This window comes from Micromonospora sp. NPDC023869, assembly GCF_055559695.1.
In genome coordinates this window covers 40,048-61,279 of the sequence record NZ_JBVHKD010000015.1, presented here as the reverse complement: position 1 = coordinate 61,279, position 21,232 = coordinate 40,048, and the positions used below count along the sequence as shown (strand labels likewise).

20 protein-coding genes and 1 pseudogene are annotated in these 21,232 nt (G+C 71.5%); 2 read left to right on the top strand and 19 right to left on the bottom strand.

Annotated elements, in window-relative coordinates:
• The first annotated feature begins 60 nt into the window (after positions 1–60).
• Positions 61–549, top strand: a complete 489-nt coding sequence (gene bldD, locus ACZ31C_RS28945) for a transcriptional regulator BldD (protein ID WP_117229180.1) — start codon at positions 61–63, stop codon at positions 547–549.
• A gap of 93 nt (positions 550–642) precedes the next feature.
• Here bldD and nusB read toward each other — a convergent pair whose 3' ends face one another.
• From nusB to ACZ31C_RS28850, 19 genes and pseudogenes are all read right to left on the bottom strand, one after another.
• Complete coding sequence (nusB, locus tag ACZ31C_RS28940) at positions 643–1,053, bottom strand: transcription antitermination factor NusB (protein ID WP_176093304.1); 411 nt, start codon at positions 1,051–1,053, stop codon at positions 643–645.
• A gap of 23 nt (positions 1,054–1,076) precedes the next feature.
• Positions 1,077–1,637 carry an elongation factor P gene (gene efp, locus ACZ31C_RS28935; protein ID WP_131053401.1) on the bottom strand — a complete coding sequence of 187 codons (561 nt, stop codon included), beginning with the start codon at positions 1,635–1,637 and terminating at the stop codon, positions 1,077–1,079.
• Between the two features lie 521 nt (positions 1,638–2,158).
• Positions 2,159–2,599 carry a type II 3-dehydroquinate dehydratase gene (aroQ, locus tag ACZ31C_RS28930; RefSeq protein ID WP_131053402.1) on the bottom strand — a complete coding sequence of 147 codons (441 nt, stop codon included), beginning with the start codon at positions 2,597–2,599 and terminating at the stop codon, positions 2,159–2,161.
• Positions 2,600–2,657: 58 nt separating this feature from the next.
• Positions 2,658–3,734 (bottom strand): 3-dehydroquinate synthase, encoded by a 1,077-nt coding sequence (aroB, locus tag ACZ31C_RS28925; protein WP_465797985.1) that lies wholly within the window; start codon positions 3,732–3,734, stop codon positions 2,658–2,660.
• 9 nt (positions 3,735–3,743) lie between these two features.
• A complete protein-coding gene (locus ACZ31C_RS28920) occupies positions 3,744–4,265 on the bottom strand; it encodes a shikimate kinase (protein WP_465797984.1) in 522 nt (173 codons plus the stop codon).
• Positions 4,262–5,440, bottom strand: coding sequence for a chorismate synthase (aroC, locus tag ACZ31C_RS28915; RefSeq protein WP_465797983.1), 1,179 nt, complete (start codon positions 5,438–5,440; stop codon positions 4,262–4,264). The genes ACZ31C_RS28920 and aroC overlap by 4 nt, the downstream gene beginning before the upstream one ends.
• 96 nt (positions 5,441–5,536) lie before the next feature.
• Entirely contained in the window at positions 5,537–6,457 is a 921-nt protein-coding gene (locus ACZ31C_RS28910; RefSeq protein WP_465797982.1) for a glycosyltransferase family 2 protein, read from the bottom strand.
• Positions 6,454–7,029, bottom strand: coding sequence for a glycosyltransferase (locus ACZ31C_RS28905; RefSeq protein WP_465798035.1), 576 nt, complete (start codon positions 7,027–7,029; stop codon positions 6,454–6,456). Before ACZ31C_RS28905 ends, ACZ31C_RS28910 begins: the two co-directional genes overlap by 4 nt.
• A gap of 110 nt (positions 7,030–7,139) precedes the next feature.
• The gene (locus ACZ31C_RS28900; protein ID WP_396751405.1) at positions 7,140–7,616 is read right to left on the bottom strand and encodes a UDP-N-acetylglucosamine--LPS N-acetylglucosamine transferase; all 477 of its coding nucleotides are present in this window, start codon (positions 7,614–7,616) and stop codon (positions 7,140–7,142) included.
• A gap of 90 nt (positions 7,617–7,706) precedes the next feature.
• Positions 7,707–8,969 carry a hypothetical protein gene (locus tag ACZ31C_RS28895; RefSeq protein WP_465797981.1) on the bottom strand — a complete coding sequence of 421 codons (1,263 nt, stop codon included), beginning with the start codon at positions 8,967–8,969 and terminating at the stop codon, positions 7,707–7,709.
• Positions 8,966–9,868, bottom strand: coding sequence for a sulfotransferase domain-containing protein (locus tag ACZ31C_RS28890; RefSeq protein ID WP_465797980.1), 903 nt, complete (start codon positions 9,866–9,868; stop codon positions 8,966–8,968). Before ACZ31C_RS28890 ends, ACZ31C_RS28895 begins: the two co-directional genes overlap by 4 nt.
• A 7-nt stretch (positions 9,869–9,875) precedes the next feature.
• On the bottom strand, positions 9,876–11,459 hold the full coding sequence (locus tag ACZ31C_RS28885; RefSeq protein ID WP_465797979.1) for a lipopolysaccharide biosynthesis protein: 1,584 nt from the start codon (positions 11,457–11,459) through the stop codon (positions 9,876–9,878).
• Positions 11,456–12,808: an O-antigen ligase family protein gene (locus ACZ31C_RS28880; protein ID WP_465797978.1), complete on the bottom strand. Its 1,353-nt coding sequence runs from the start codon at positions 12,806–12,808 to the stop codon at positions 11,456–11,458. The genes ACZ31C_RS28885 and ACZ31C_RS28880 overlap by 4 nt, the downstream gene beginning before the upstream one ends.
• A gap of 4 nt (positions 12,809–12,812) precedes the next feature.
• A complete protein-coding gene (locus tag ACZ31C_RS28875; protein ID WP_465797977.1) occupies positions 12,813–14,438 on the bottom strand; it encodes a lipopolysaccharide biosynthesis protein in 1,626 nt (541 codons plus the stop codon).
• Positions 14,431–14,973: an acyltransferase gene (locus tag ACZ31C_RS28870; protein WP_131054028.1), complete on the bottom strand. Its 543-nt coding sequence runs from the start codon at positions 14,971–14,973 to the stop codon at positions 14,431–14,433. Before ACZ31C_RS28870 ends, ACZ31C_RS28875 begins: the two co-directional genes overlap by 8 nt.
• Before the next feature lie 93 nt (positions 14,974–15,066).
• Positions 15,067–16,968 carry a hypothetical protein gene (locus ACZ31C_RS28865; RefSeq protein WP_465797976.1) on the bottom strand — a complete coding sequence of 634 codons (1,902 nt, stop codon included), beginning with the start codon at positions 16,966–16,968 and terminating at the stop codon, positions 15,067–15,069.
• Between the two features lie 264 nt (positions 16,969–17,232).
• Entirely contained in the window at positions 17,233–18,936 is a 1,704-nt protein-coding gene (locus tag ACZ31C_RS28860) for a glycosyl hydrolase (protein ID WP_465797975.1), read from the bottom strand.
• A gap of 388 nt (positions 18,937–19,324) precedes the next feature.
• Positions 19,325–19,516 carry a DUF397 domain-containing protein gene (locus ACZ31C_RS28855; protein ID WP_465798034.1) on the bottom strand — a complete coding sequence of 64 codons (192 nt, stop codon included), beginning with the start codon at positions 19,514–19,516 and terminating at the stop codon, positions 19,325–19,327.
• A pseudogene (locus ACZ31C_RS28850) lies at positions 19,513–20,332 on the bottom strand (helix-turn-helix domain-containing protein). Before ACZ31C_RS28850 ends, ACZ31C_RS28855 begins: the two are co-directional and overlap by 4 nt.
• A gap of 428 nt (positions 20,333–20,760) precedes the next feature.
• Between ACZ31C_RS28850 and ACZ31C_RS28845 the strand changes: the two are divergent.
• Complete coding sequence (locus tag ACZ31C_RS28845) at positions 20,761–21,180, top strand: hypothetical protein (RefSeq protein WP_465798033.1); 420 nt, start codon at positions 20,761–20,763, stop codon at positions 21,178–21,180.
• Positions 21,181–21,232 lie beyond the last annotated feature (52 nt).

The following is a 21,232-nucleotide window of genomic DNA, read 5'->3' as shown; positions in this document are numbered from 1 at the left end:
GTACCGTCACGCTCCGTAGCGATCGCTGGGAGAACCCCGAGCAGCACTGGGAGTGTCCGAATGCCCTCTGAATACGCCAAGTCTCTGGGCGCCCGCCTGCGCTCCATCCGCCAGCAGCAGGGCCTGTCCCTGCAGGGCGTGGAGGAGAAGTCGAACGGGCGCTGGAAGGCGGTGGTGGTCGGCTCGTACGAGCGCGGCGACCGTGCCGTCACCGTGTCCCGCCTGGCCGAGCTGGCCGAGTTCTACCGCGTTCCCGTCTCGGAGTTGCTGCCCGACGGCAGCGGAGTGCGGCACGAGCCCACCAGCAAGATCGTGCTGGACCTGGAGCGGCTCTACGACGAGGCCAGCGAGGAGCTCGCCTACGTAGCCCGGTACGCCCGCGCCATCCAGCAGCAGCGGGGCGACTACAACGGTCGGGTGCTGTCGATCCGCGCCGACGACCTGCGCGCCCTCGCCATCGTCTACGACGCCTCCCCGTCGGGCCTGATCGAGCGCCTGACCGAGCACGGCGTGCTGGTCGCCGACCCGCGGGCGTTCTTCGCCTCCTGACCCCTGACGACAAAGGGGCCCTGCCATCCGGCATGGGCCCCTTTGTCGTAGTCCGGCAGGCCGACTCGGCTTCGCCGCCGCCCGGCCGGGCGCTCAACGCGTCGCGTACTCGGCGATCCGGCCGAGCAGGCCGTTGAGGAAGCGCGGCGAGTCGTCCGTCGACATCTGCCGGGCCAGCTCCACCGCCTCGCTGATCGCCACCGCGTCGTCGATCTCGTCGATGTAGAGCAGCTCATAGACCGCGATCCGGGCCAGGTTCCGGTCGACCGTCGGCATCCGGTCCAGCGTCCAACCCTCGGCGTAGCTGGCGATCAGCTCGTCGATCCGGTCCAGGTTCCCGGCCACGCCCTCGACCAGACCGACCGCGTACCCGAGATGCTCGGGATGCGGCTTGTCGAGCCGCTCGATGTAACCGGCGAGCACCTCCACCGGCGGACGATCACGCAGGTCGGCCTCGAAGAGCACGTCCAGCGCCCGCTTGCGCGCCTTGCGGCGCGCCGGCATCTGCTGTTTGGGACCCTCGGCCATCAGGAGGCGCGGCCGAGGTAACGACCGTCGCGGGTGTCGACCTTGATCTTCTCACCGGTGGTGATGAAGAGCGGCACGTTCACGGTCGCGCCGGTCTCCACGGTCGCCGGCTTGTTACCACCGGTCGAACGGTCGCCCTGCAGGCCGGGCTCGGTGTAGGTGACCTCGAGCACGACCGAGGTCGACAGCTCGATGTACAGCGGGACGCCCTCGTGCGTGGCCACGATCGCCTCGGCCTCGGGGAGCAGGTAGTTGGCGGCCTCGCCGACCGTCCCGCCGGGCACCGTGATCTGGTCGAACGTCTCCATGTCCATGAAGACGAAGTCCTCGCCGTCGGCATAGAGATACTGCATGGTGCGCTTGTCCACGGTCGCGGTCTCGACCTTGGTGCCCGCGTTGAAGGTCTTGTCGACGACCTTGCCGGAGAGCACGTTCTTCAGCGTGGTACGCACGAACGCACCACCCTTACCGGGCTTGACGTGCTGGAACTCGACGACGGCCCAGAGCTCCCCGTCGAGGTTGAGTACCAGGCCGTTCTTCAGGTCGTTGGTGGTGGCCATTTCCTGCCTTGATCATCAGCTGGCGGACAGACCTGACAAGTCTACTAGCCGCCGGCCGACCCGCTGTCCGCCGCCGTCCCGCCCACCCCGCGACCCCGATCCGGCGGCCATCAGGACCCGCCGATCGGGCGAGGTCAGGGACCACTCCACCGCTCAATGGTTACGGAAAGTGTCGTCACCGCTGCCCACAGATCACCCCTACGCCGCCTTTGCTCTGCTTCAACCCACGCAACAGTCACAGTCCGCGTCGATCGGCCCAAGCATCCGGGAACAGCACCCCACATCATCCCTGTTCAGGAGCTATTGCGTGGGTTGAAGCAGAGCAAAGGCCAGCCGGACAACAGGGGCGCCACCCCGACGCGATCACCCAGTGCGACCATCACGCACGGTTATCGTCACGGTCGAATCGTCAACGCCGACGCAAGCAACCAGCTCGGCCACCTCGGCGCAGCCCGAGCTTGTCCGGCCCGGCCGAGCCGGCCCGGGCCGAGCCGGGCTCGGCGCAACAGCACCCTGGTGGGTCAGCCGTCCTGGTCGAGGTGGGTGGCCAGGTGGTGCAGAGCCAGGCGGTAGCCGTCCACGCCCAGCCCGCAGATGACCCCGGTGGCCACCGCGGAGACGACCGAGTGGTGCCGGAACTCCTCCCGGGCGTGGATGTTGGAGATGTGCACCTCGACCAGCGGGGCGCGCAGCAGCGCGCAGGCGTCCCGGACGGCGATCGAGTAGTGCGACCACGCGGCCGGGTTGAGCACCACGGCGGCACCCTCGTCCGCGGCGTCGTGCAGCCAGCCGAGCAGTTCGTGCTCGGCGTCGGTCTGCCGGACGGTGACGCTGAGTCCGAGTTCCCGTCCGGTCGACTCGCAGAGTTCGACCAGGTCGGCGTAGCTGGTCACGCCGTAGACGTCGACCTGGCGGGTGCCCAGCCGGCCCAGGTTCGGCCCGTTCAGCACGTAGACCTTCATGAGGAGCCTGCTTTCGTTCGCGACTGCGGGGCTCGCAAACCCGGCTCACTCCTCGCACTCACTGGGACACCGCGCGGTAGGCCTCGAAGAGCAGGTCGTCGTCGGGGCCTTCGAGGATGGCGGGGCGGGCCAGCCCGTCGAGGACAACGAAACGCAGTCGGCTGCCCCGCGCCTTCTTGTCCACCCGCATGGTGGCCAACAGCCGGGGCCAGGCGTCGGCCGGGTAGTCGGTGGGCAGGCCGAGTGCGGTCACCACGTCACGGTGCCGGCGGGCGGTGGGCTCGTCCAGGCGGCCGGCGAGCCGGGCCAGTTCGGCGGCGTACACCAGGCCGACCGCGACCGCGTGACCGTGCCGCCAGCGGTACTCCTCGACCTTCTCGATCGCGTGGGCGAGGGTGTGCCCGTAGTTGAGCACCTCGCGTACGCCCGACTCGCGCAGGTCTCCGGCGACCACGTCGGCCTTCACCCGGATCGCGCGTTCGATGAGTTCCCGCACGACCGGGCCGGTCGGGTCGGTGGCCGCCGCCGGTGCCCGCTCGACCAGGTCGAGGATGGCCGGGTCGGCGATGAAGCCGCACTTGACCACCTCGGCCATGCCGGCGGCCAGCTCAACCTGGGGCAGGCTGTCCAGCGTGGTCAGGTCCGCGAGCACCCCGACCGGCGGGTGGAAGGCGCCCACCAGGTTCTTGCCGGCGGCGGTGTTGATGCCCGTCTTGCCGCCGACCGCCGCGTCGACCATGCCGAGCAGCGAGGTGGCCACCGGCACCCAGCGGACCCCGCGCAGCCAGCAGGCGGCCACGAAACCGGCCAGGTCGGTGACGGCGCCGCCGCCCAGCCCGACCACCGCGTCGGTACGCGTGAAGCCGGCCTCGCCGAGCCGGTCCCAGCAGTCTGCCGCCACGTCGATGTGCTTGCCGGCCTCGGCGTCCGGCACCTCGATCGCGAGCGGCGTCATGCCGGACGCGGCCAGCCGGGCGCCGATCGCGTCGGCCGACTCCTTGAGCGGCGCGGTGTGCAGCACCGCCACCCGGGTGGCCTCGGGCAGCAGGCCCGGCAGCGCGTCGAGCAGGTCCCGCCCGACGAGCACGTCGTACGGCCGTTCGCCGCCGACCGGGATCCGGGTCACCTCGTCCATCGCGGGAACCTAACCATCCGTGCGCAGCAGCTGCGCGATCTCGGCGACGATCTCCTCCGGCGTGCGGCCGTCGGTCACCACCGTGTGGGTGGCCACCTCGGTGTAGAGCGGCCGGCGCTGGTCCATCAGGTGTTTCAGGGTGGCGCGGGGGTTGATCGCCAGCAGCGGCCGCCCGGCACCCAGACCGACCCGCTTGACCGCGTCGGGCAGCTCGACGGAGAGGTGCACCACCCGGTGCCCGACCAGTGCGGCCCGGTTCTCCTCGGCCAGCACCGCGCCACCGCCCAGGGCCAGCACGCCGGGGCAGGAGGTCAGCGCCGCCGCCACCGCCGCGCGTTCCAGGGCGCGGAAGTGCGGCTCGCCCTCGTCGACGAAGATCTCCGGGATCGGCTTGCCGGCGAGGCGTTCGATGTCGGCGTCGGTGTCGCGGAACTCGACCCCGAGCACCTCCGCCAGCCCCTGCCCGACGCTGGTCTTGCCCGAGCCGGGCGCGCCGACCAGGACGCAGACCGGGCGGGTCGAAGCGGTCACCGGATCACCAGTGCGTCGAGGTAGCCGGCCAGGTTGCGCCGCATCTCGGCGACCGAGTCGCCACCGAACTTCTCCACGGCCGCCTCGGCCAGCACCAGCGCCACCATCGCCTCGGCGACGACGGCCGCGGCGGGCACCGCGCAGACGTCGGAGCGCTGGTTGATCGCGGTGGCCGGCTCGCCGGTGGTCACGTCCACCGTGGCCAGGGCACGGTTCAGCGAGGAGATCGGCTTCATCGCGGCCTTCACCCGCAGCGGCTCGCCGGTGGTGATGCCGCCCTCCAGACCACCGGCCCGGTCGGTGACCCGGCGGACGCCGGTGGCGGTGGGCAGAATCTCGTCGTGCGCCTCGGAGCCCCGGGACCGGGCCTGCTGCCAGCCGTCGCCGATCTCCACACCCTTGATCGCCTGAATCGACATCAGCGCGGTGGCCAGTCGGGCGTCGAGCTTGCGGTCCCACTGCACGTGGCTGCCCAAGCCCGGCGGTACGCCGTACGCCAGCACCTCGACCACACCGCCGAGGGTGTCGGCGGCCTTCTTCGCGGCGTCGACCTCGGCGACCATCCGGGCGCTGGCCTCGGGGTCGAGGCAGCGCAGCGGGTCGGCGTCGATGCGCTCGGCGTCCTCGGGGCGGGGGCGCAGCCCCGGCTTGACGGCGACCGGACCCAGCTCGACCACGTGCGAGACGATCTCGACGTCGAGGGCTTGGCGGAGCAGCGCCTTGGCCACCGTGCCGACGGCCACCCGGGCGGCGGTCTCCCGCGCGCTGGCCCGCTCCAGGATCGGCCGGGCGTCGGTGTGACCGTACTTCTGCATGCCGGCCAGGTCGGCGTGACCGGGCCGGGGTCGGGTCAGCGGCGCGTTGCGGGCCTGCCGGGCCAGCTCCTCCGGGTCGACCGGGTCGGCGGCCATCACGGTGCGCCACTTGGGCCACTCGGAGTTGCCGACCCGCATCGCGACCGGGCTGCCCAGCGTCACGCCGTGGCGCAGACCGCCGATGATCTCGATCTCGTCCTGCTCGAAGGCCATCCGCGCACCTCGGCCGTAGCCGAGCCGGCGGCGCGCCAACTCCCCGGCGATCTCGGTGGAGGTCACCTCGATCCCGGCCGGCACCCCCTCCAGCAACGCGACGAGAGCGGGTCCGTGTGATTCCCCTGCGGTCAACCAGCGCAACACAGCGGCCAGTCTGTCACGCCGGGTGCCCGCCGACGCGCACCGCCCGCCGCGTCCCGCCCTGCGGACGCGGCGAACGGTGCGGTGGGTGCCGGTCGGTCAGATGCCTCGGCCGCGCTTGTGCAGCGTGCGCAGCACGGCGTCGGCGCGGACCACCCGCCCGGCCACGGCCAGGGCCAGGTACGCCCGGGGTTCGCGCGGGTTGCGGCGGATGGTGCGCCGGGCCCAGCGCATGGCACCGCGACGGTCCCCCGAGGCGGCCTGGGCGAAGGCGATTTGCCCGGCGACCCGGGCCTCCCCCGCCGGCTGGGTGGCGAACTCGGGATAGCGCTCCAGCAGCCACTGCAACGCCTCGGAGATGGTGTCCCAGCGCTGGGCGAAGTACGACCGCTTGTGCCAGCGCACCGTCACGTACGGGGTGCGCAGGTTGACCAGCGCAGCGCTGCGGGCGGCCCGGAGCAGGAACTCGTAGTCCTCCGCATAGCTGCCCGGGATCTCCTCGTCGACCAGCCCGAACCCGTCGCGCAACGCCGCCGCGCGGATCACGAAGGTCGACGGGTGCAGCTCGGTCATCCGGTCCCGCAGCAGGTCGGCCAGGCTGATCGAGTCGCGGTCCAGCACCCGCTCGACGGTGCGCCCGTCGTAGGTGACCCGGATTCCGCAGCTCACGAACTCGGCGCCGGGCACCGCGTTCAGCGCGTCGACCTGTGCCCGCAGTTTCCCGGGCAGCCACTCGTCGTCGTCGTCGCAGAAGGCGATCAGCTCGCCGACGGCCGCCAGCGTGCCCGAGTTGCGGGCGCCGGCCAGACCCGGCGTACGGGTGTTGGTCACCACGCGGACCGTCCGGTCCGGGCCGGACAGGTTGACCAGCGACGGGTCCGGCTCGGACTGGTCGTAGACCACGACCACCTCGACCGGGCCGGGATAGTCCTGCGCCACGATCGCGCGGACCGCGGCCCGCAGCAGCTCGGGGCGGTCCCGGGTGGGCACCACGGCGCTCACGCTCGGGTAGGAGGTCATCGGTTCCGCCTTCCGCTCGGACCGGGCCCACGCCACGGCCGCCACCACGGCCGGTGACGCCGCTGCGCGGCCTCGGCCACCAACTCCTCGACGATGGTTCCCACCCGGCGGACCGCGGCCCGCTGCCCCTCGACGGCCGCGGCGTCGACCGTCACGGCGAACCGGGACCGGTCGGCCCGACCGGCGGCGAGCGCGTCGAGCAACTCCTGCCGGGACTCGCAGAGCGCCACCAGCCCGGCCGCGCCGAGCCGGCGGGCGAACAGCAACTGGTGGTCGTCGACGTGCTCGCCCCGGGTCGGGTCGCGGGGCACCACGATCGGCAGGTGCCCGTGCCGGCGCGCCTCCAGGATGGTGGCCGGCCCGCCGTGGCAGACCACCAGGTCGGCCTCGCCCATCGCGGTCTGCAACTCGGCGTGGCCGAGGAACGGCACCGCGTCGGGCAGCCCGTCGGCGCGGGTGTGCCCGTGCTGCACGGTCAGCACCACCTCGCCGGCTGCCTCGCCGTGCCAGTCCCGCAGCCAGTCGACCAGCCGGTCGAAGGGGTGCTTGTCGGTGCCGACCGCGACCAGGATGCGGGTACGGCCGTCCGGGTGCGGCCCACGCGGCGCGGGTACCCGGCCCGGCTCGACCCGGGTGGGGCGTGGGCGTACCGGCGCGACCCGGTGCGCGTCGCCGGCCGCGTTCACAGCAGCGTCCCGACGACGGTGGCCTCCGGGTACTGGCGGCGCTGCTCCTCCCACTGCACGAGCATCGCCGACAGGAACGGGCGGCACAGCCGGGCGGTCAGCGTCGGCGTGTCGATCCGGTCGTAGACCTCGATGTAGACGGTCGGGATGCGGCGCAGCCGGGCGAGCACCACGAACGGGACGGCCACGCCCGCGCCGGTGGTGACCACCGCCGCCACGTTGCGTCGCCGCAGCACCCGGGCCGCCAGCACCGCGTTGCGCAGCAGGTTGCGCACGTTGCGGGTGGTCGGGTGGTGAGCGGGCACCACGTCCTCACCGGCGAGCAGCGACACCGCCTCCGGGGTGTCGAAGGTGACCCAGCACCGTCGCCATGTCTCGTACCAGGGCCGCAGGGCCAGCAACTGGGCGAGGTGCCCGCCGCTCGAACCGACCAGCAGTATCACCGGCTGCTGGTCGGACCCGGGTTCGTCGATCTTCGCGTCCACGCGACTCCCCACAAGTTCGCTTGGCATTCTGGTCAACTCGTCACCATCGGATGCCGACGGTCATCGCAGGTGTACGGATCACGAGCGATGTCGTTTCTCGATGATGTCCAGCAGCGCGGGATGCAGCGCCGGATTCCACCCGGCCCCGGCGTCCGCCAGCCGCCAGGTACGCAGCCACATCTCCACCAGGTAGGCGTCGGCGACGAACCGCTGCCGGGCCTGGTCCAGCCCGAGGGCGGCACCGTGCCGGGCCAACGCTGCGTCGACCTGCCCGGCGGCCTGGGCGGCCGGTTCGCCGCGCAGCACCACCGCGCGCTGGAACGCGTCGTGGGCCAGGTCGAACCCGACGGGCACCTCCGGCCCGCTGTGCTCCCAGTCCCAGGCGATCAGCTCACCGTCGTGCCGACCGAGGTTCCACGGCACCCAGTCGCCGTGCCAGTGGCCGAACTCCACGTCCACGTCGCGGTGCCGCCGGGCCAACGCGGCGACGACGGTCACCGCACGCTCGCCGACTCCCTCGGTCGCGGCGGACCGCTGTGCCTGCTCGGTCAGCCGGGCCAGGAACGCCGAACCGGCCAACGGCCGCGACGCGGTCGCCGGCCCGCCCCGGCGGGCCACCGCGAGCAGCGCGCCGATCTCCGGCGGCCCGTCGACCGGTACGCCCCGGATCCGTGCCGGCAGCGGCTCGACCACCGCCACCACCTGCCCGGCGAAGCGCAGCTCGGTGAGCAGCCGAGGAGTCCCGGGGTGCCCGCCGACCCCGGCTGAGGCGGCCACCTCCCGCAGCGCCGCCGCCTCGGTGGTGACCAGTGCCCGGGTGGCGTCGTTCCAGCCGATCTTCGCGTAGCCGCGCGGGGCGCCGGTGCGGTCGAACAGTTGCAGCGTCGGCTTGTGGTTCGGATCCGGTGGGCGTACCCCGCACGCCGCGTACAGCGGCTCGTCGCCGAGCGCGGCGGCGACCCGGGCGGCCAGCAGCGCCTCGGCCGGGTCCAGCCCGGTCGGCACCGCGACGGTGAGCACCGGGAACGAGGCCCGGTCGACGATGCCGACCCGGGCCGCCGCACCCAGCGCCGCCCGCATCGCCCGCACCTTCGCCGGCCGCAACGCGTTGTACGCCAGCAGCGCCGCCGCGGTCACCCGGGGCGCGCCCAGCGGCAGCAGGAACCGGGCCCGGGCGATCGACGGGACGACCGCGTACCGGGCCACCACGGTGTGCCCGGCGGGCGGCCCGGCGTCCACCGAGAGGGCGATGCGCTCGTCGCCGAAGACCGCCCGGGTGACCCAGCCCAGCCCGTCGCCGCGCGAACGGGGGTCGGCGGTCGCGGTGGCGGCCGTGGTCACGCGACCCGGTCCGGCCAGTCGAGCGACAGCCCCAGCCGCTGCCGCAGCGCCTCGTTGTGCGGGCGGTAGTACTCGGTCAGCTCGGCACGCAGGTCCGCCTCCAGCGGTGCCGACCGCCGGTCGTTGTAGACCTTGAAGTCCGGCAGGTCGAACGCGGGCAGGCCGAGGAAGTCCAGGGTGCGGCGGTAGGTGGCCCGCGCGTCGCCGTACAGGTCCTCGCTGGGCAGGAAGAGCACCTGCGAACGGTCGAACCGGTCCAGCCACGGCTCCAGGTGCTCCAGGTAGCGGCCCCGGGCCCGGTAGGTGTGCCAGTCGTACGCCTCACTGAAGTACTCCGGTTCGGCGATCAGCCGTTCCCGCTCCCCCGCCGTACGCTCCGGCTCGGCGGCCAGCGCGGCGGCGAAGTCCAGCGGCTCCACGCCGTTGGTCCGCCGCTCTTTCCAGTGCGAGTACGCCCGCTCGACCGGGTCCCGTAGCAGCACGATCAGCTTCACCGTGGGCATCAGCGCGGCGACCCGCTCGGCGGCCAGCGGGTGGAACATGTACAGCGGCGCCGCCTCACCGACACGGACCGGGCCGCCGTGCCGGTTCTCCAGCGCCTCCCGCTGGCGCAGCGTCGGGAAGTGCGAGCGGTACCACGCCTCACCGCGACCCCAGTGCTCCTCGAAGTAGTGCGAGGACTTCGTGTTCCAGGCCGGGAAGAGCCGGGGCACCAGCGGATGCTGGATGAGGTAGTTCCACAGCGAGGTGGTCCCGCCCCGCTTGGTGCCGATGATGAGGAAGTCCGGCAACGGACGCCGGTCGCTGGTGCGGACCCCGTAGTCGACGAGGCTCTCCCGTACCCGGTTCGTCACCTGGGTCGGCACCAGTTGCTTCACCCGGTCCCGGATGGACGACACGACGACCTCACCTGCCCTTCGACGGCGGGGGCGGGGTGCCCTGCGGCGACCCGCCCCGAATCTGCACCATGGTCGCCCGGATGCCACGTCGCACCCGGGGTAACGTCAACAAGCCGACGCAGCCGGCGGCCAGCACGGCCACCGCCACCAGCAGGCCGGGGATGCCCCGCCCGCCCACCACCAGGCCGGCGACCGAGGCCAGCCCGACGCCGCCGACGGTGGCCGCCGCCGCGCGCAGCATCCCCGCGTCGACCAACGGCTGGCCCACCACCAGCCGGGCGCAGGTGACCGCCGTGAGGTTCTCGGTGGCGATACCGGTCGCCCAGGCCAGAGCCGCGCCGGTGGCGCCGTACGCCGGAATCAGCACCAGGCCGAGACCGACGGTGACCACCAGTCCGGCCAGCGCGCCGGCCAGGTGCAGACCGCTGCGCCCGCCCATCAGCAACAGGCTCTGCACGTTGCCGACGCCGGTGTTGATCAGCATCGCCAGGGCGAGCACGGTCAACGCGGCGGCACCGGCGGTGAACTCGGGACCGAACAGCGCCAGGAAGGCCGGCCCGAACACGGCCAGCAGCAGATAGACCGGCCAGGACAGCACCAGCCCCCAGGTGGTCAACTGCCGGTGCACGGCCGCTGCGGCGACCCGGTCGCCCCGCCCGAGCAACCGCGACAGTTGCGGCGAGACCGCCACCCGTAGGCCCTGCATCGCCAACTGCCCGGCGAGCACGTACCGGCCGACCGCGCCGAAGACACCGGCGTCTGCCTGGGTGGCCAGGGCCGAGGTGAGCAGGACGCCGACCCACATGCTGCCGGCGTCGATCGCGGCGGAGGCGGCCCGGGGTAACGCGAACCGCCAGAACGTCGTCCAGTCGGTCCGTTCCGGGCGCAGCCGGGCGCCGTGGCCCACGCCGAGCGGCCGGGCGACCATCATCAGGCAGACCAGCAACCCGACGGCGGCCGGCACCAGCCACCCGGTCATGCCGGCGACCAGCCCGCCGCCGACCAGCAGCGCCGCGCCGACCAGCGCCGGACGGGCCACCGGCAGCAGCAGGAACTGCACCGCCACGTACGAGCGGATCGGGCGCACGCAGCGCACCACGGCCAGCAGCAGGTTCATCGCGACCACCACCGGCACCGCGACGAACGTGACCACCAGCAGCGGCTCCCCCGCCGGGCCGAGCAACCGCCCGGCCAGGGGACCGGCGAGCAACGCACCACCGATCGCGATCAGCACCGCGAACAGCAGCGGCGGCACCAGGGCCACCGGCAGCACCCGGGCGGCGTCGCCGCTCGTTCCGGCCCGCCGCCGGGGCAGCGCCCACATCAGCCCGGTCTCCGCACCCAGGGTGCAGACCGCGGCGGCGACGGTCACCACGCCGATCGCGGCGAAGAACGCGCCGGACCCGGTCGTGCCGTACCCCCGGGTGATGACGACCGCCAGCACGAAGCCGAACAGCCCGCTGGTGGCGGCCCCGACCAGCCCGGCGACGCCACTGCGGACGCTGCGCCGGGTCTCGGTCGCGCCGTCGTCCCGGCCCGGGTCCGCCCCGGCGGGCCGGTCCTCGGCCGGGGAACTGGTGGTGACGGTCATGTCGGCTGCACCGCCGGTCGTTGTCGTGGTCGGGACCGCCCACCGGCGCGGTGCACTTCCCGCTCGGTGAGCGCCATCGCGAAGCCGACCGCGAAGAAGGCGACGGCGAGGTTCTGGTTGGCCATTCCGTAGAACGGCACCTGCACCAGGCAGATCACCGGGACGATGGAGAGCCACTGCCCGGCCGCCGAGGTGGCGCGGGCACAGACGAACGCGGCGACGACGAACCAGGCGAGGAAGCAGAGCAACGCGGGGATGCCGTGACTGAACAGCACCATCCAGAGCTGCCCCTGGGTGCCGATCGGCGCGTCGGCGGAGACGGTGTCGACGTTCACCGGGGCGCCGTAGCCCAGCCACGGTGAGTCGCCCACCCGACGTAGCACCTCCGAGTAGAGCGAGAACCGGTCGGTGTTGGTGTCGCTGGACTCGACCCGGTTCCCGATCAACTCGGTGACCGGGATGAAGAGCGTGACCAGGCCGCCGACCAGCACCACGCCGACGATCGAGGCGGCCACCCGGACGTTGCCGCGCAGCGCGGCGCGCAGACCGAGCACGGCCAGGCCGGCGCCGAGGCTGAGGAACATCGCGCGGTTGAGCGTGAGGAAGGCCGGCACCAGCGACAGCGGCAGCGAGGCGAGCAGCGCCCAGCGCAGCAGCCCCCGTCGGCGCAGCATGGTGAAGGCGACCACGCAGGGCAGCGTGATCGCGTACGCGCTGCCGTAGTTGTTGGTGTACGCGAACGGTGCCGCCGGTCGGAAGATCGGGTTGAGCGACCGCTCGCTGAACTCGGCGGTGGACAGGTGCACCATGTCGTTGATGAACGGCGTGCCGGCCACCCCACCCGGTAGCAGCACCTCGACCGGCGTGGCCATCTCGAAGCGCGGAATCACCACACCCAGCCAGCCCAGCACGACCAGGGCGAACCAGAACGCGCAGAGCGGCACCAGGACGGCGGTCTGGTCGGGGCGTTCCCGGGCGACCGCGTAGACGTAGACGCCGACCACCGCCGCGGTGAGGTAGAAACCCAGCCGCAGGGCGAAGGTCAGCAGCGACACCGGCGACTGCAACTGGGTGACGCTGACCAGCACGATGGCCAGGAACAACAGCCAGATCCCGGTCGCGGGCGGCAGCGGCACCCGTCCCCGGGTGACCAGCAGCACGAACAGCAACGCGCCCAGCAGCGGCCAGCCGAGATAGAAGAAGCCGGCCAGCCACCAGATCGGCACCAGCCCGAACATCGCGATCAGCGGCCACACCGGCAGCCGTGGTGGCGGAGCGACCACCGACGGGGTACCGCCGGCTGCCGGCGGCGCCGGCTCGGTGGCCGGCGGTGCCTGGATCACCGGCACCGCCTCAGCCTCGGCCGCTGCGCGAGAGCACGAAGCCGAGCGGATTCACCCCGGCCGCCCGCAGTCGCTCGGCGAGCCGACGCAGGTCGGTCTGCCGGGTCCGGTCACGCTCGACCACCACCACCGCGGTGCCCTGCCGGGCCACCGCGACACCCCGCTCGTCGGCCTCGGCCGGCGGGGCGTTGTAGAGCACCAGGCGCTGGTCGGCACCCTGCCGCCAGGTGCCGAAGCGGACGCTGCCGGCGCCCACGGTCACCTTGTCGCCACCGTTCACCTGGCCGTTCGCGGTCGGGCTGACGCTCGCCTTGGCCGAGGTGACCCGGGGAATCGTGATCGTCGCCTCCGGGTCGGTGGAGGGGCGCGCGCCCGGCGGGTGCGGCGAGGGCCGGCGGATGACCTCGGTGGGCGAGTCGTCCGGCCCCTCCATGCTGACCGGCCGGGCCGGCGCGGTCCGCGGCTTGGGCACGGTGGGCCGGCTCGGGTCGATGCTGGGCGGCAGCCGGTCCCGGTCGGCCTGCACGGCGGCGCGCAGCCGATCGATGCGGCCGCTGTCGTCGGCGACGAACACCTCGCGACCGGCCACCGCCAGCGCCACGGCCAGGCCGGCGGTGATCGCGCTGGCGTCCTCCCGGGCGGTGACCACGGCGACCCGGGCGGGATGGCGTACCCGCTCGGCGATGGCCATCGCGACGTAGCGCACGTCCGCGTCGACGGCCCGACCACGCAGGCCGGTGTACCGGATGGTGCCGAGCAACGGCAGGCCGGTGTTGTCCTTGGCGTCGACGACGGTACGTACCCGCCGGTCGAAGGACTCCCAGGCGAACGCGAGCACCAGACCGATCAGGGCGCCACCGAGCAGCCCGGCGGCCATCAGCATGGGTGCGTTGCCGGCCGCCGAGGTCAGCGCCCGCTCGGCGGACTGGGTGACCCACCCCGGGTTCACGTCGACGGCGGCGATCTCGGTGCGGGCGGAGTTGAGCTGCGTGAGCTGGTTGTTGATCGCGCTCAGCTCGGCGACCGCCACGTTGCTGGCGGCGGTGTCCCGGGAGTTGTTCACCCGTCGCTGCGCCGCCGCCTGCTGGGTGGCGACCTTCTCGATGCTCTCGTCGTAGGAGCGGAGCATCTCCTCGCGCTGCCGCTCGTACATGGCCCGCCGGACGTTGAGGTAGCTCTCGGCGGCGAGGTTGGCGCCGAGCACCGCGTCGTCGGCGTTGCGGGCCTGGTAGACGAAGCGCAGGATCTGCCCACCGGTGGGCACCTCGACCTCGAGGGCGTCGCGGACCGAACGCTGGTCCGAACCGAACTCGTCGGCCAGCTTGCCGACCACCTCGGTGCCGGTGGCGATGCGGCTCTCCACGTTCATGTTCACCGCGCGGTCGGCGTTGGCGCCGCTGGGCGTGAACGCGTCGGTGACCACCGGACGGACCGCCACGACCGCGTTGGCGGTCACCGCCGACGGTGCCAGGAACGCGTAGCCCGCGGCGGCCACCAGCCCGAACACCGCTACTGCGGCGACCTGCCGGATCCGGTGCAGCGGCACGCGCAGCACGTCGGTGATGGTGACGGACCGAGGCGACGTCTCGGCGTTCGCACCGTCGTTGGCCCAGGGGCTGGGAGCGGCATCAGTCATTGAACTTCTTCACCGTTTGTTGTGGGTTGCCGATGACCACGACCCCGGGCGGCACGTCCGTCCGCACCACTGTCGCGGCCCCCACCACGCTGTCCCGGCCGATCCGTACGCCCTTCATCACCAGCGCGTGTGCGCCGATCCAGACGTTGTCCTCGACCGTGATCGGCGCACGCGTGGCCGGAGTGGGCGGATCGTGCCGCTGAGCCGGTGGCAGGTTGTGGAAGTCATTGTCCAGCAACTCGCAGTCGGACAACAGGCACCGATTCCCGATCGTCACCGACGTCCACGTGCCCACCCATGTCGCGTTGAGCAGACAGTCGGCCCCGACGCGCACCTCACCGGGCCCGGCGAAGCGGACCAGCTTGTTCACTCTGGTCCGGTCACCGATGGTCACCCGCACCCCGCGCCGCAGGCGGATCCGGCCACGGATCTCGACATCCCGCCCGAGCGTCAGGCGTGGATAGCGCAGGGCGTACCAGCGACGCTTGATCGCGAAGACCATGCGCACCACGAAGCCACGCCGGATGCCGGTCAACGGTCCTCCCCACGTTCCGTGGGCCGGCGACGGTGGATCCGCCGCCGGCCCAACGTGAACAATTTACCGAGACTACATTACGAACAGTGAACGCTACTGTACGGAGAAGAACATCGACGGAGTTGACCAGGTCAGCTCCGCGGTAGCAGTGGCGATCACCGTAGCCTCGGCACCGGTGACCGCCGCAGCGGGGGCCAGGGTCGGATCGAACGGCACGCTACGCAGCGATCCGTTCGTCGCACCGAAGACGATCTTCCCGTTCACCCACGCCATGCCACGCACGGTGGACCAGCTGACGCCCGTGGTCGGCACGGTGAACTCGGTGGCACCCAGGTAGTTGCCGTCGATCTCGAAGAACCGGTAGTACAGGTTGTTCTGCCCGGTCCGGGTGTAGTAGAGCCGCCCGTCGAGGAAGAAGGCCCCGGTCAACTGCGCCGGGTTGAACCAGTCGTTGTAGCCGGATGCCTCCCACGGCGCACCGATGGTGGTGCCGTTGAACATCGAGATGTCGATCCGGCTACCCGTACGCGAGCCGGAGACCAACCGCGACCAGTAGATCCGGTCGTCCACCCGCCAGGTCGCCCCGGCACCGGTGTAGTTGGCCTGGCTCACCGTGGCGGCGGTGCCGAGGGTGCTGCCGTCGAACGGCACCTTCGCCAGCTCACCGCTACCGACGTTCAGGTACAGGTGGCCGCTGGCGGCCGTCGGAGGGTTGCGCGGGGTGATGGTGCGGCCACCGCTGACCGGGAACATGCCCAGCCGGCCGTGGTACTCGTTGCCCATGCCGTCGGAGTTGTGTCCGAAGTACAGGCCGTCGGGGCCCCGCCAGAGCACCGGCACGGTCGAGCCCCACGAGCTGGCGCCCGACGGCAGGGCCGAACCGCCGCTGCGACGCGGGTTCCAGTTCACCGGCATGCCGGTGGCCGGGTTGACCGCACCGATACCGAGTCGGTCGATCGCCCCGTTGCCGGCGCTGTCACTGGCGTTCGGGTTGTTCAGCCAGCGGAAGTGCCCGCCGAGGTAGATGACGTTGTCGGCCACCTCGACCGAGGTGATGGTGTCGTTGCCGGTGAAGTTGGCCCAGGTGGCGTTCTGGCCGCTGCCCCGGGCGGCGGTCTCGAAGCGCACCAGCACGTCGCAGTACGCCGCCGGCCAGCCCGAGCCGCCGTTGGTGCCGACGACGAACCAGCTTCCGTCCGCACCGAACCGCACATCCTGCACGTAGTGCACGAAGGTGGTGGGTGCCGCACACGGCGCCACGAACCGCTCGCTGCTCCAGTCGATCACGCTCGGCGTACCGGTCAGGTCGATCAGCGCGATCTGGTTGCGCGGCAGGTCGTTGACGAACATGAAGTTGCCACCGACCACGAGCGTGCTGCCGTCCGGCGACACGTCGATGGTCCACGCGTACATGCTGGTGTCGTGCCGACCGACCGAGGTGTTGATGTTGAAGGTCGGGTCGATCGCACCGGTGGTCGCGTTCAGCCGCCCGAGCCCGGCGTGCGCCGTGCCGTTGAGCCAGTTGAACGCCCCGGCCACGTACAGCCAGTTGTCGTGCAGCACCATGTCGCGCACGGTGCCGCCGTCGGAGCGGCCCACCCAGCTGTCGATGATCATGCCGGTGGAGGGGTCGAGCGCCACCAGGTTGCGGCGGGCCACCCCGTTGACGTTCTTGAAGACGCCGCCGACGATCAGCGTCCCGCCGGGACCGGCGATGAGCGAGTTGACCGCCCCGTCGAGCACCGGCAGGAAGGTGGTGGAGATAGTGCCGGTGGTGCGGTTGTAGGCGAAGAGGTAGCGCTGGGTGATCCACGGCGTACTGACGGTCTGCCGGATCTGGGTGAAACTGCCTCCCACGAACACCGTGTTGCCGACCTGTGCGAAGGCACGGGCCTCACCGTCCCGCGCGTGCGGGGTCTCGTCGGCGGGGTTCGCGGACACCAGAGTCGCCGGTTCGGGAACCGGCACCACGGCGGCGGATGTCGCGCTGGGCACGGCCAGGACGGCCGCGACGGTTGCTAATGCGACAGCCCCTGCCCGTACGCGCTTTCGGCGGGTGTTCCGCCACGGGAAGGAGATTATGGGCACGCTGCGCCTCCAGGGTGGACGGGAATGTGCGTTGCGTAGCTTCTCCCGTTCGCCCCAGAGGCGATATCCGCCGATTGGGCGGTCAGTTCCTCCAGTTGCGGATATCACCGCGGGCGGTCGTATGTCGGACAGCACCTGTGCGGCATCCGACCGCCCGCGGGTTACCTGAGGTCAGCGGCTCCCTCCGGTGGGTTGCCGAAGGTAGCTGTCCCGTCCGGCGGCGGCGAAGCCGGCCACCGCCGAGGCGTCCTGGTTCATTGTCATGTTGCAGACGTTCGTCGTCTTCGTCATGCCCGGCGAGTTGAAGTAGATCGCGGCCTTGATTTTCGGATGGGCCTTCAACGCCGCCGGGAACTCCTCGAACCACCGCCGCTTCGCGTTCGGGTCGGCGCTGTCGAAGTTCGTGCCGAACTCGGCCAGCATCCGGGGCTTGCCCTTGCCGATGCCGGTGTCGTCCAGCCAGCGATAGAACGAACCGATGGTGGTGCTCGGGCTCTTCCAGGTCGTACTGCCGTTGCAGACGTGGAAGTTGTACGGGTCCCAGGCCACCCAGTCGACGTAGTCGTCACCCGGGTACAGGCCGGCGTACCTGTCGTAGTGGCCGGACCAGCCCATCATCGTCCAGACCCACACCGCGTTGCGGACCTCCGCCGCGGCGAACCGGTCGTACACGTACCGCCAGGCGCGGACGAACTCTGCGTCGCTGCCCTTCTCCGGCTCGTCCTCCGGCTCGTGGTCGAAACCCATGAACACCGGCACCCCGGTCGCCTTGATCCGGCCGGCCACCTCGTCGATCGTCTGGTCGTACCGGCCGCTGTAGACGTCCCGCCAGGTGAGCACCGTCCCGGACGAGAAGACCCGACTCTCCCAGGCGAAGAACATCAGCCGGCCCTCGCGCATCTGCTGCTGCTGGTACGCGTCGGGAAAGGCGCCGTTACTGCCGGAGTTGGAGAAGTCGTGGTAGCGGTGCACGATGTCGAAGGTCCGCCCGACCTGCTTCTCCACGTCGGTGATCGCCTTGCCGTGATCCCATCCGCTGCCCGCGCCGGAGGGTGAGTACATCCCCCACCAGGCACCGCAGGAGGGCACCAGCTTCGCCGACACCTGACCACACGCACCCGGGTCCGCCGGTGGCTTGGTCGGCGTCGGGCTGGGCCGGGTCGGGGTCGGGGTGGGCGAGACGCTCGGCGAGGCGGGTGGACGGGTCGGCAACGCGGCCGACGGGGTCGGCGAGGCGCTGGACGGCGCGGGCGTCGGACGCGTACCCGTGTCGTAGCTCAACACCAGCCGGGGACGGACGTCCGGGTTGCGGTTCTCCCCCGACGCCCAGTAGATCCGGCTGCCGAGGCCGGTCTGCGCCAGCGACACCGTCCAGGTGCCGTTGCCGGTGACCAGCTTCGAGACGTCCCACTCGTTGAAGCCCTTACCGACACCGGCCACCACGTCCAGGGCGCTGCCGACCTGGCCGAGAGCCGGCCGGGCGGCCCGGGCGTCGAGCCCGGACTCGTGCGCGGTCACCGTCGCCTCGAACGCCTGCCAGGCGTGTACCCGCAGCGTCGCGCGGACGTTCACCGCGTTGGCGGGCAGCGAGGTGACCGAGAAGGCGAGGACCGCGTCCCGGGCCCCACGGGGGTTGCCGTCGCACGGGGCGGCGCAGGTGGCCAGCGTCGTCTTGACGCTGTTGTCGCCGTCCTGGGGGACGGCCGTGGCGGTGGTGTCGAACACCACCGGAATGGAGAGGTCGTCGTCGGCGATCAGGGGCACCATGGTCGCGCCGAGACCCAGCACGACCGTGGAACCGAGGACACCGAGCACCACGGCCTTACGCCGGGGGCCGCGGTGCCGGATGAGGCGGTGCAGTCCGCGCCTGGTCACTCAGACTCCTTGTGAATTCGGCGATAACGCTGTGGAGCGTAGCGGCGTACACAACAGAGCGTGCGAATGACCGGGGGACCTAAGCGGGTCTTAAAGTTCACCTAAGCGGATGCTGCGACACCGCACCCGGCCGGAGCTGCGGCAGGCTGTCGACGACGCTGCGGCTGCACATCCACCGAGCCGCAGGTCAGCGCCGCATCGGGTGCCACATCTGCCCGCCGGAGCGGTGCCGCACCGCAGCGGAGATCGATGATCTACCCCAGTGACGACCAATGCGCAAGTCCGCGCCGATCGACGCCGCGATCCAGCGGCACGAGCACGATCCAGCGGCACGAGCACGACGAAGGCCCCCGACGTGGTCGGGGGCCTTCGGTGCCGCACGTGCGGCTCAGTTCGGGGCGGCCTGCTTCGCCAGCGTGACGAACGACTGCCAGGCGGCCGGCGCGAACCGCAGGGTGCCGCCGTCCCGGTCCTTGGTGTCACGGACCAGCACGACGCCGGAGAGGTTGTCGGCGACCTCCACGCACGACCCACCGTTGGTTCCCGAATAGCTCGACGTGCGCCACCTGGCACCGGTCATGTCCATGTCTGCGCCACTTCCTTGATCAGTTCGAGTGACTGCCTGCGCGGGAGCGCCTCATCCCGGACCGCCTCCCACGTCCGTTGGAGCGTAACAAGGTCCTCGGTCTGGCTGACCACCTGCGCACGCACCTGATGATCGAGATGTCCCACCACCGAGCCGTCGCTGATGGTCGCCAGGATGAACCCACCCTGTAGGCCAGGGTAAATTGCCGCGTCCTCGGGCACCACGAGGATTTGCACGTGCGGCAGCTCGGACATCTTGACCAGGTGGTCGAGCTGTTCCCGCATGATCTCGGGCTGCCCGTCGACCTGCCGCCGGAGCGCCATCACGTCGATCACCGTTACCAACGGCACCGGCGCGTCGCGGGTGAGGACCGACTGCCGGTCGAGTCGGGAGGCCACCCGGTGGTCGATCTCGTCGGGCAGGAGCAGGCCGTTGTTCATCATGCCTCGCGCGTATGCCTCCGTCTGGAGAAGGCCGGGCAGGAACGCGGGCTCGTACCAGCGTAATAACGTCGCGTCGCGCTCCAGCTCGATCCACTCCCGCAGCCAGGACGGCGTCTGCTCCAGCTTCGACAACTCCCGCAGCATGCGGGTGAACCTGCCCTCCCCCCGCCTGCGGGTCGAAGGCCGGATCGTGCGCCCGGTCGACCGCGAACATGTACTCCTTCGTCGGCGGTCGACCACCGGTCTCCACCGAGCTGACATGCGAGCCGGAATAGCCGATCCCCCGCCCGAAGTCATCCTGACTCAGCTTGACCTGGACACGCAGCAGTCGCAGTTCCTCGCGTACGTAGTCGATAGCGGTCCCCATCAATTCCCCATCTCTGCCCGATCTCGCTCGCGGATTCGCCAAACCCACCCGCTTGCACCGATGACGTGCGCGGATGCCACGCGCACGTATCGACGCTAGTGCGCTCTTATCCAAACTGTCACCTGGCGGAGCCGCTCCCATCCAGGAAGGGACGGGGTGGTTTCGCATACCGGGGCCGCCCGTGGATCCCCCACACCCGGGCGGCCCCGTCCAGCTCAGGAAATGGAGGACGACATGCGTACCCCGGTCACTTGGTACCAATGCCCGACGACAGTTCTGCCGACTCTGTCGCTGCCACGACGCCGACGCGGCACGCACCTGCCCGAGTGGATGCGTCAGCCGACCCGGCCACTGCCCCGGCAACGCCCCGGCCGCCCCGGCTGGCTGACGCCAGGGCAACAGTGGCGGGCGAACGGGGGTCGCCCGTGATCGCCACGCGCCCCTTCGCCACACGACTCTTCGCCACTCGACTCTTCGCGCCCGGGGGTGGCCCACCTCCGGTGCGACCGCACGCCCGCGCCGCCGACGTACCGCACACCCCGCTACGGCCGATGTGGTGCTGCCGCGCCGACGGGCAACCCTGGCCCTGCGGCGAGGCCCGACTGCTGCTCCGCGTCGAGTACGACGGCAACACCACCGGCCTGTCGATCTACCTCGCCGGCCTGATGTACGAGGCGATGCGCGACCTATACCGCCTCAACCCGCACGACGGCCCCGACCCGGCCGCCCTCTTCAGTCGGTTCCTCGGCTGGGCAGCCCCACGCCGCCACCCCGATCCCCCCACCCCCGACGACCCGCCCCCAGACGCCCCGACCCCAGGCGGCGAAGGCACTCGATCCAGGATTTAGTGGCTTCGCGAGGGGAAGAAGGCCACTCGATCCTGGATCGAGCGGTCAGTCG

What these genes read in the sequence shown, in the direction of transcription:
- bldD (WP_117229180.1), top strand. Translation starts at nt 61, where the DNA reads ATGCCCTCTGAATACGCCAAGTCTCTGGGCGCCCGCCTGCGCTCCATC.
- nusB (WP_176093304.1), bottom strand. Translation starts at nt 1,053, where the DNA reads ATGCCGGCGCGCCGCAAGGCGCGCAAGCGGGCGCTGGACGTGCTCTTC.
- efp (WP_131053401.1), bottom strand. Translation starts at nt 1,637, where the DNA reads ATGGCCACCACCAACGACCTGAAGAACGGCCTGGTACTCAACCTCGAC.
- aroQ (WP_131053402.1), bottom strand. Translation starts at nt 2,599, where the DNA reads ATGAAGGTCTACGTGCTGAACGGGCCGAACCTGGGCCGGCTGGGCACC.
- aroB (WP_465797985.1), bottom strand. Translation starts at nt 3,734, where the DNA reads ATGGACGAGGTGACCCGGATCCCGGTCGGCGGCGAACGGCCGTACGAC.
- ACZ31C_RS28910 (WP_465797982.1), bottom strand. Translation starts at nt 6,457, where the DNA reads ATGACCTCCTACCCGAGCGTGAGCGCCGTGGTGCCCACCCGGGACCGC.
- ACZ31C_RS28885 (WP_465797979.1), bottom strand. Translation starts at nt 11,459, where the DNA reads ATGACCGTCACCACCAGTTCCCCGGCCGAGGACCGGCCCGCCGGGGCG.
- ACZ31C_RS28875 (WP_465797977.1), bottom strand. Translation starts at nt 14,438, where the DNA reads ATGACTGATGCCGCTCCCAGCCCCTGGGCCAACGACGGTGCGAACGCC.
- ACZ31C_RS28855 (WP_465798034.1), bottom strand. Translation starts at nt 19,516, where the DNA reads ATGACCGGTGCCAGGTGGCGCACGTCGAGCTATTCGGGAACCAACGGT.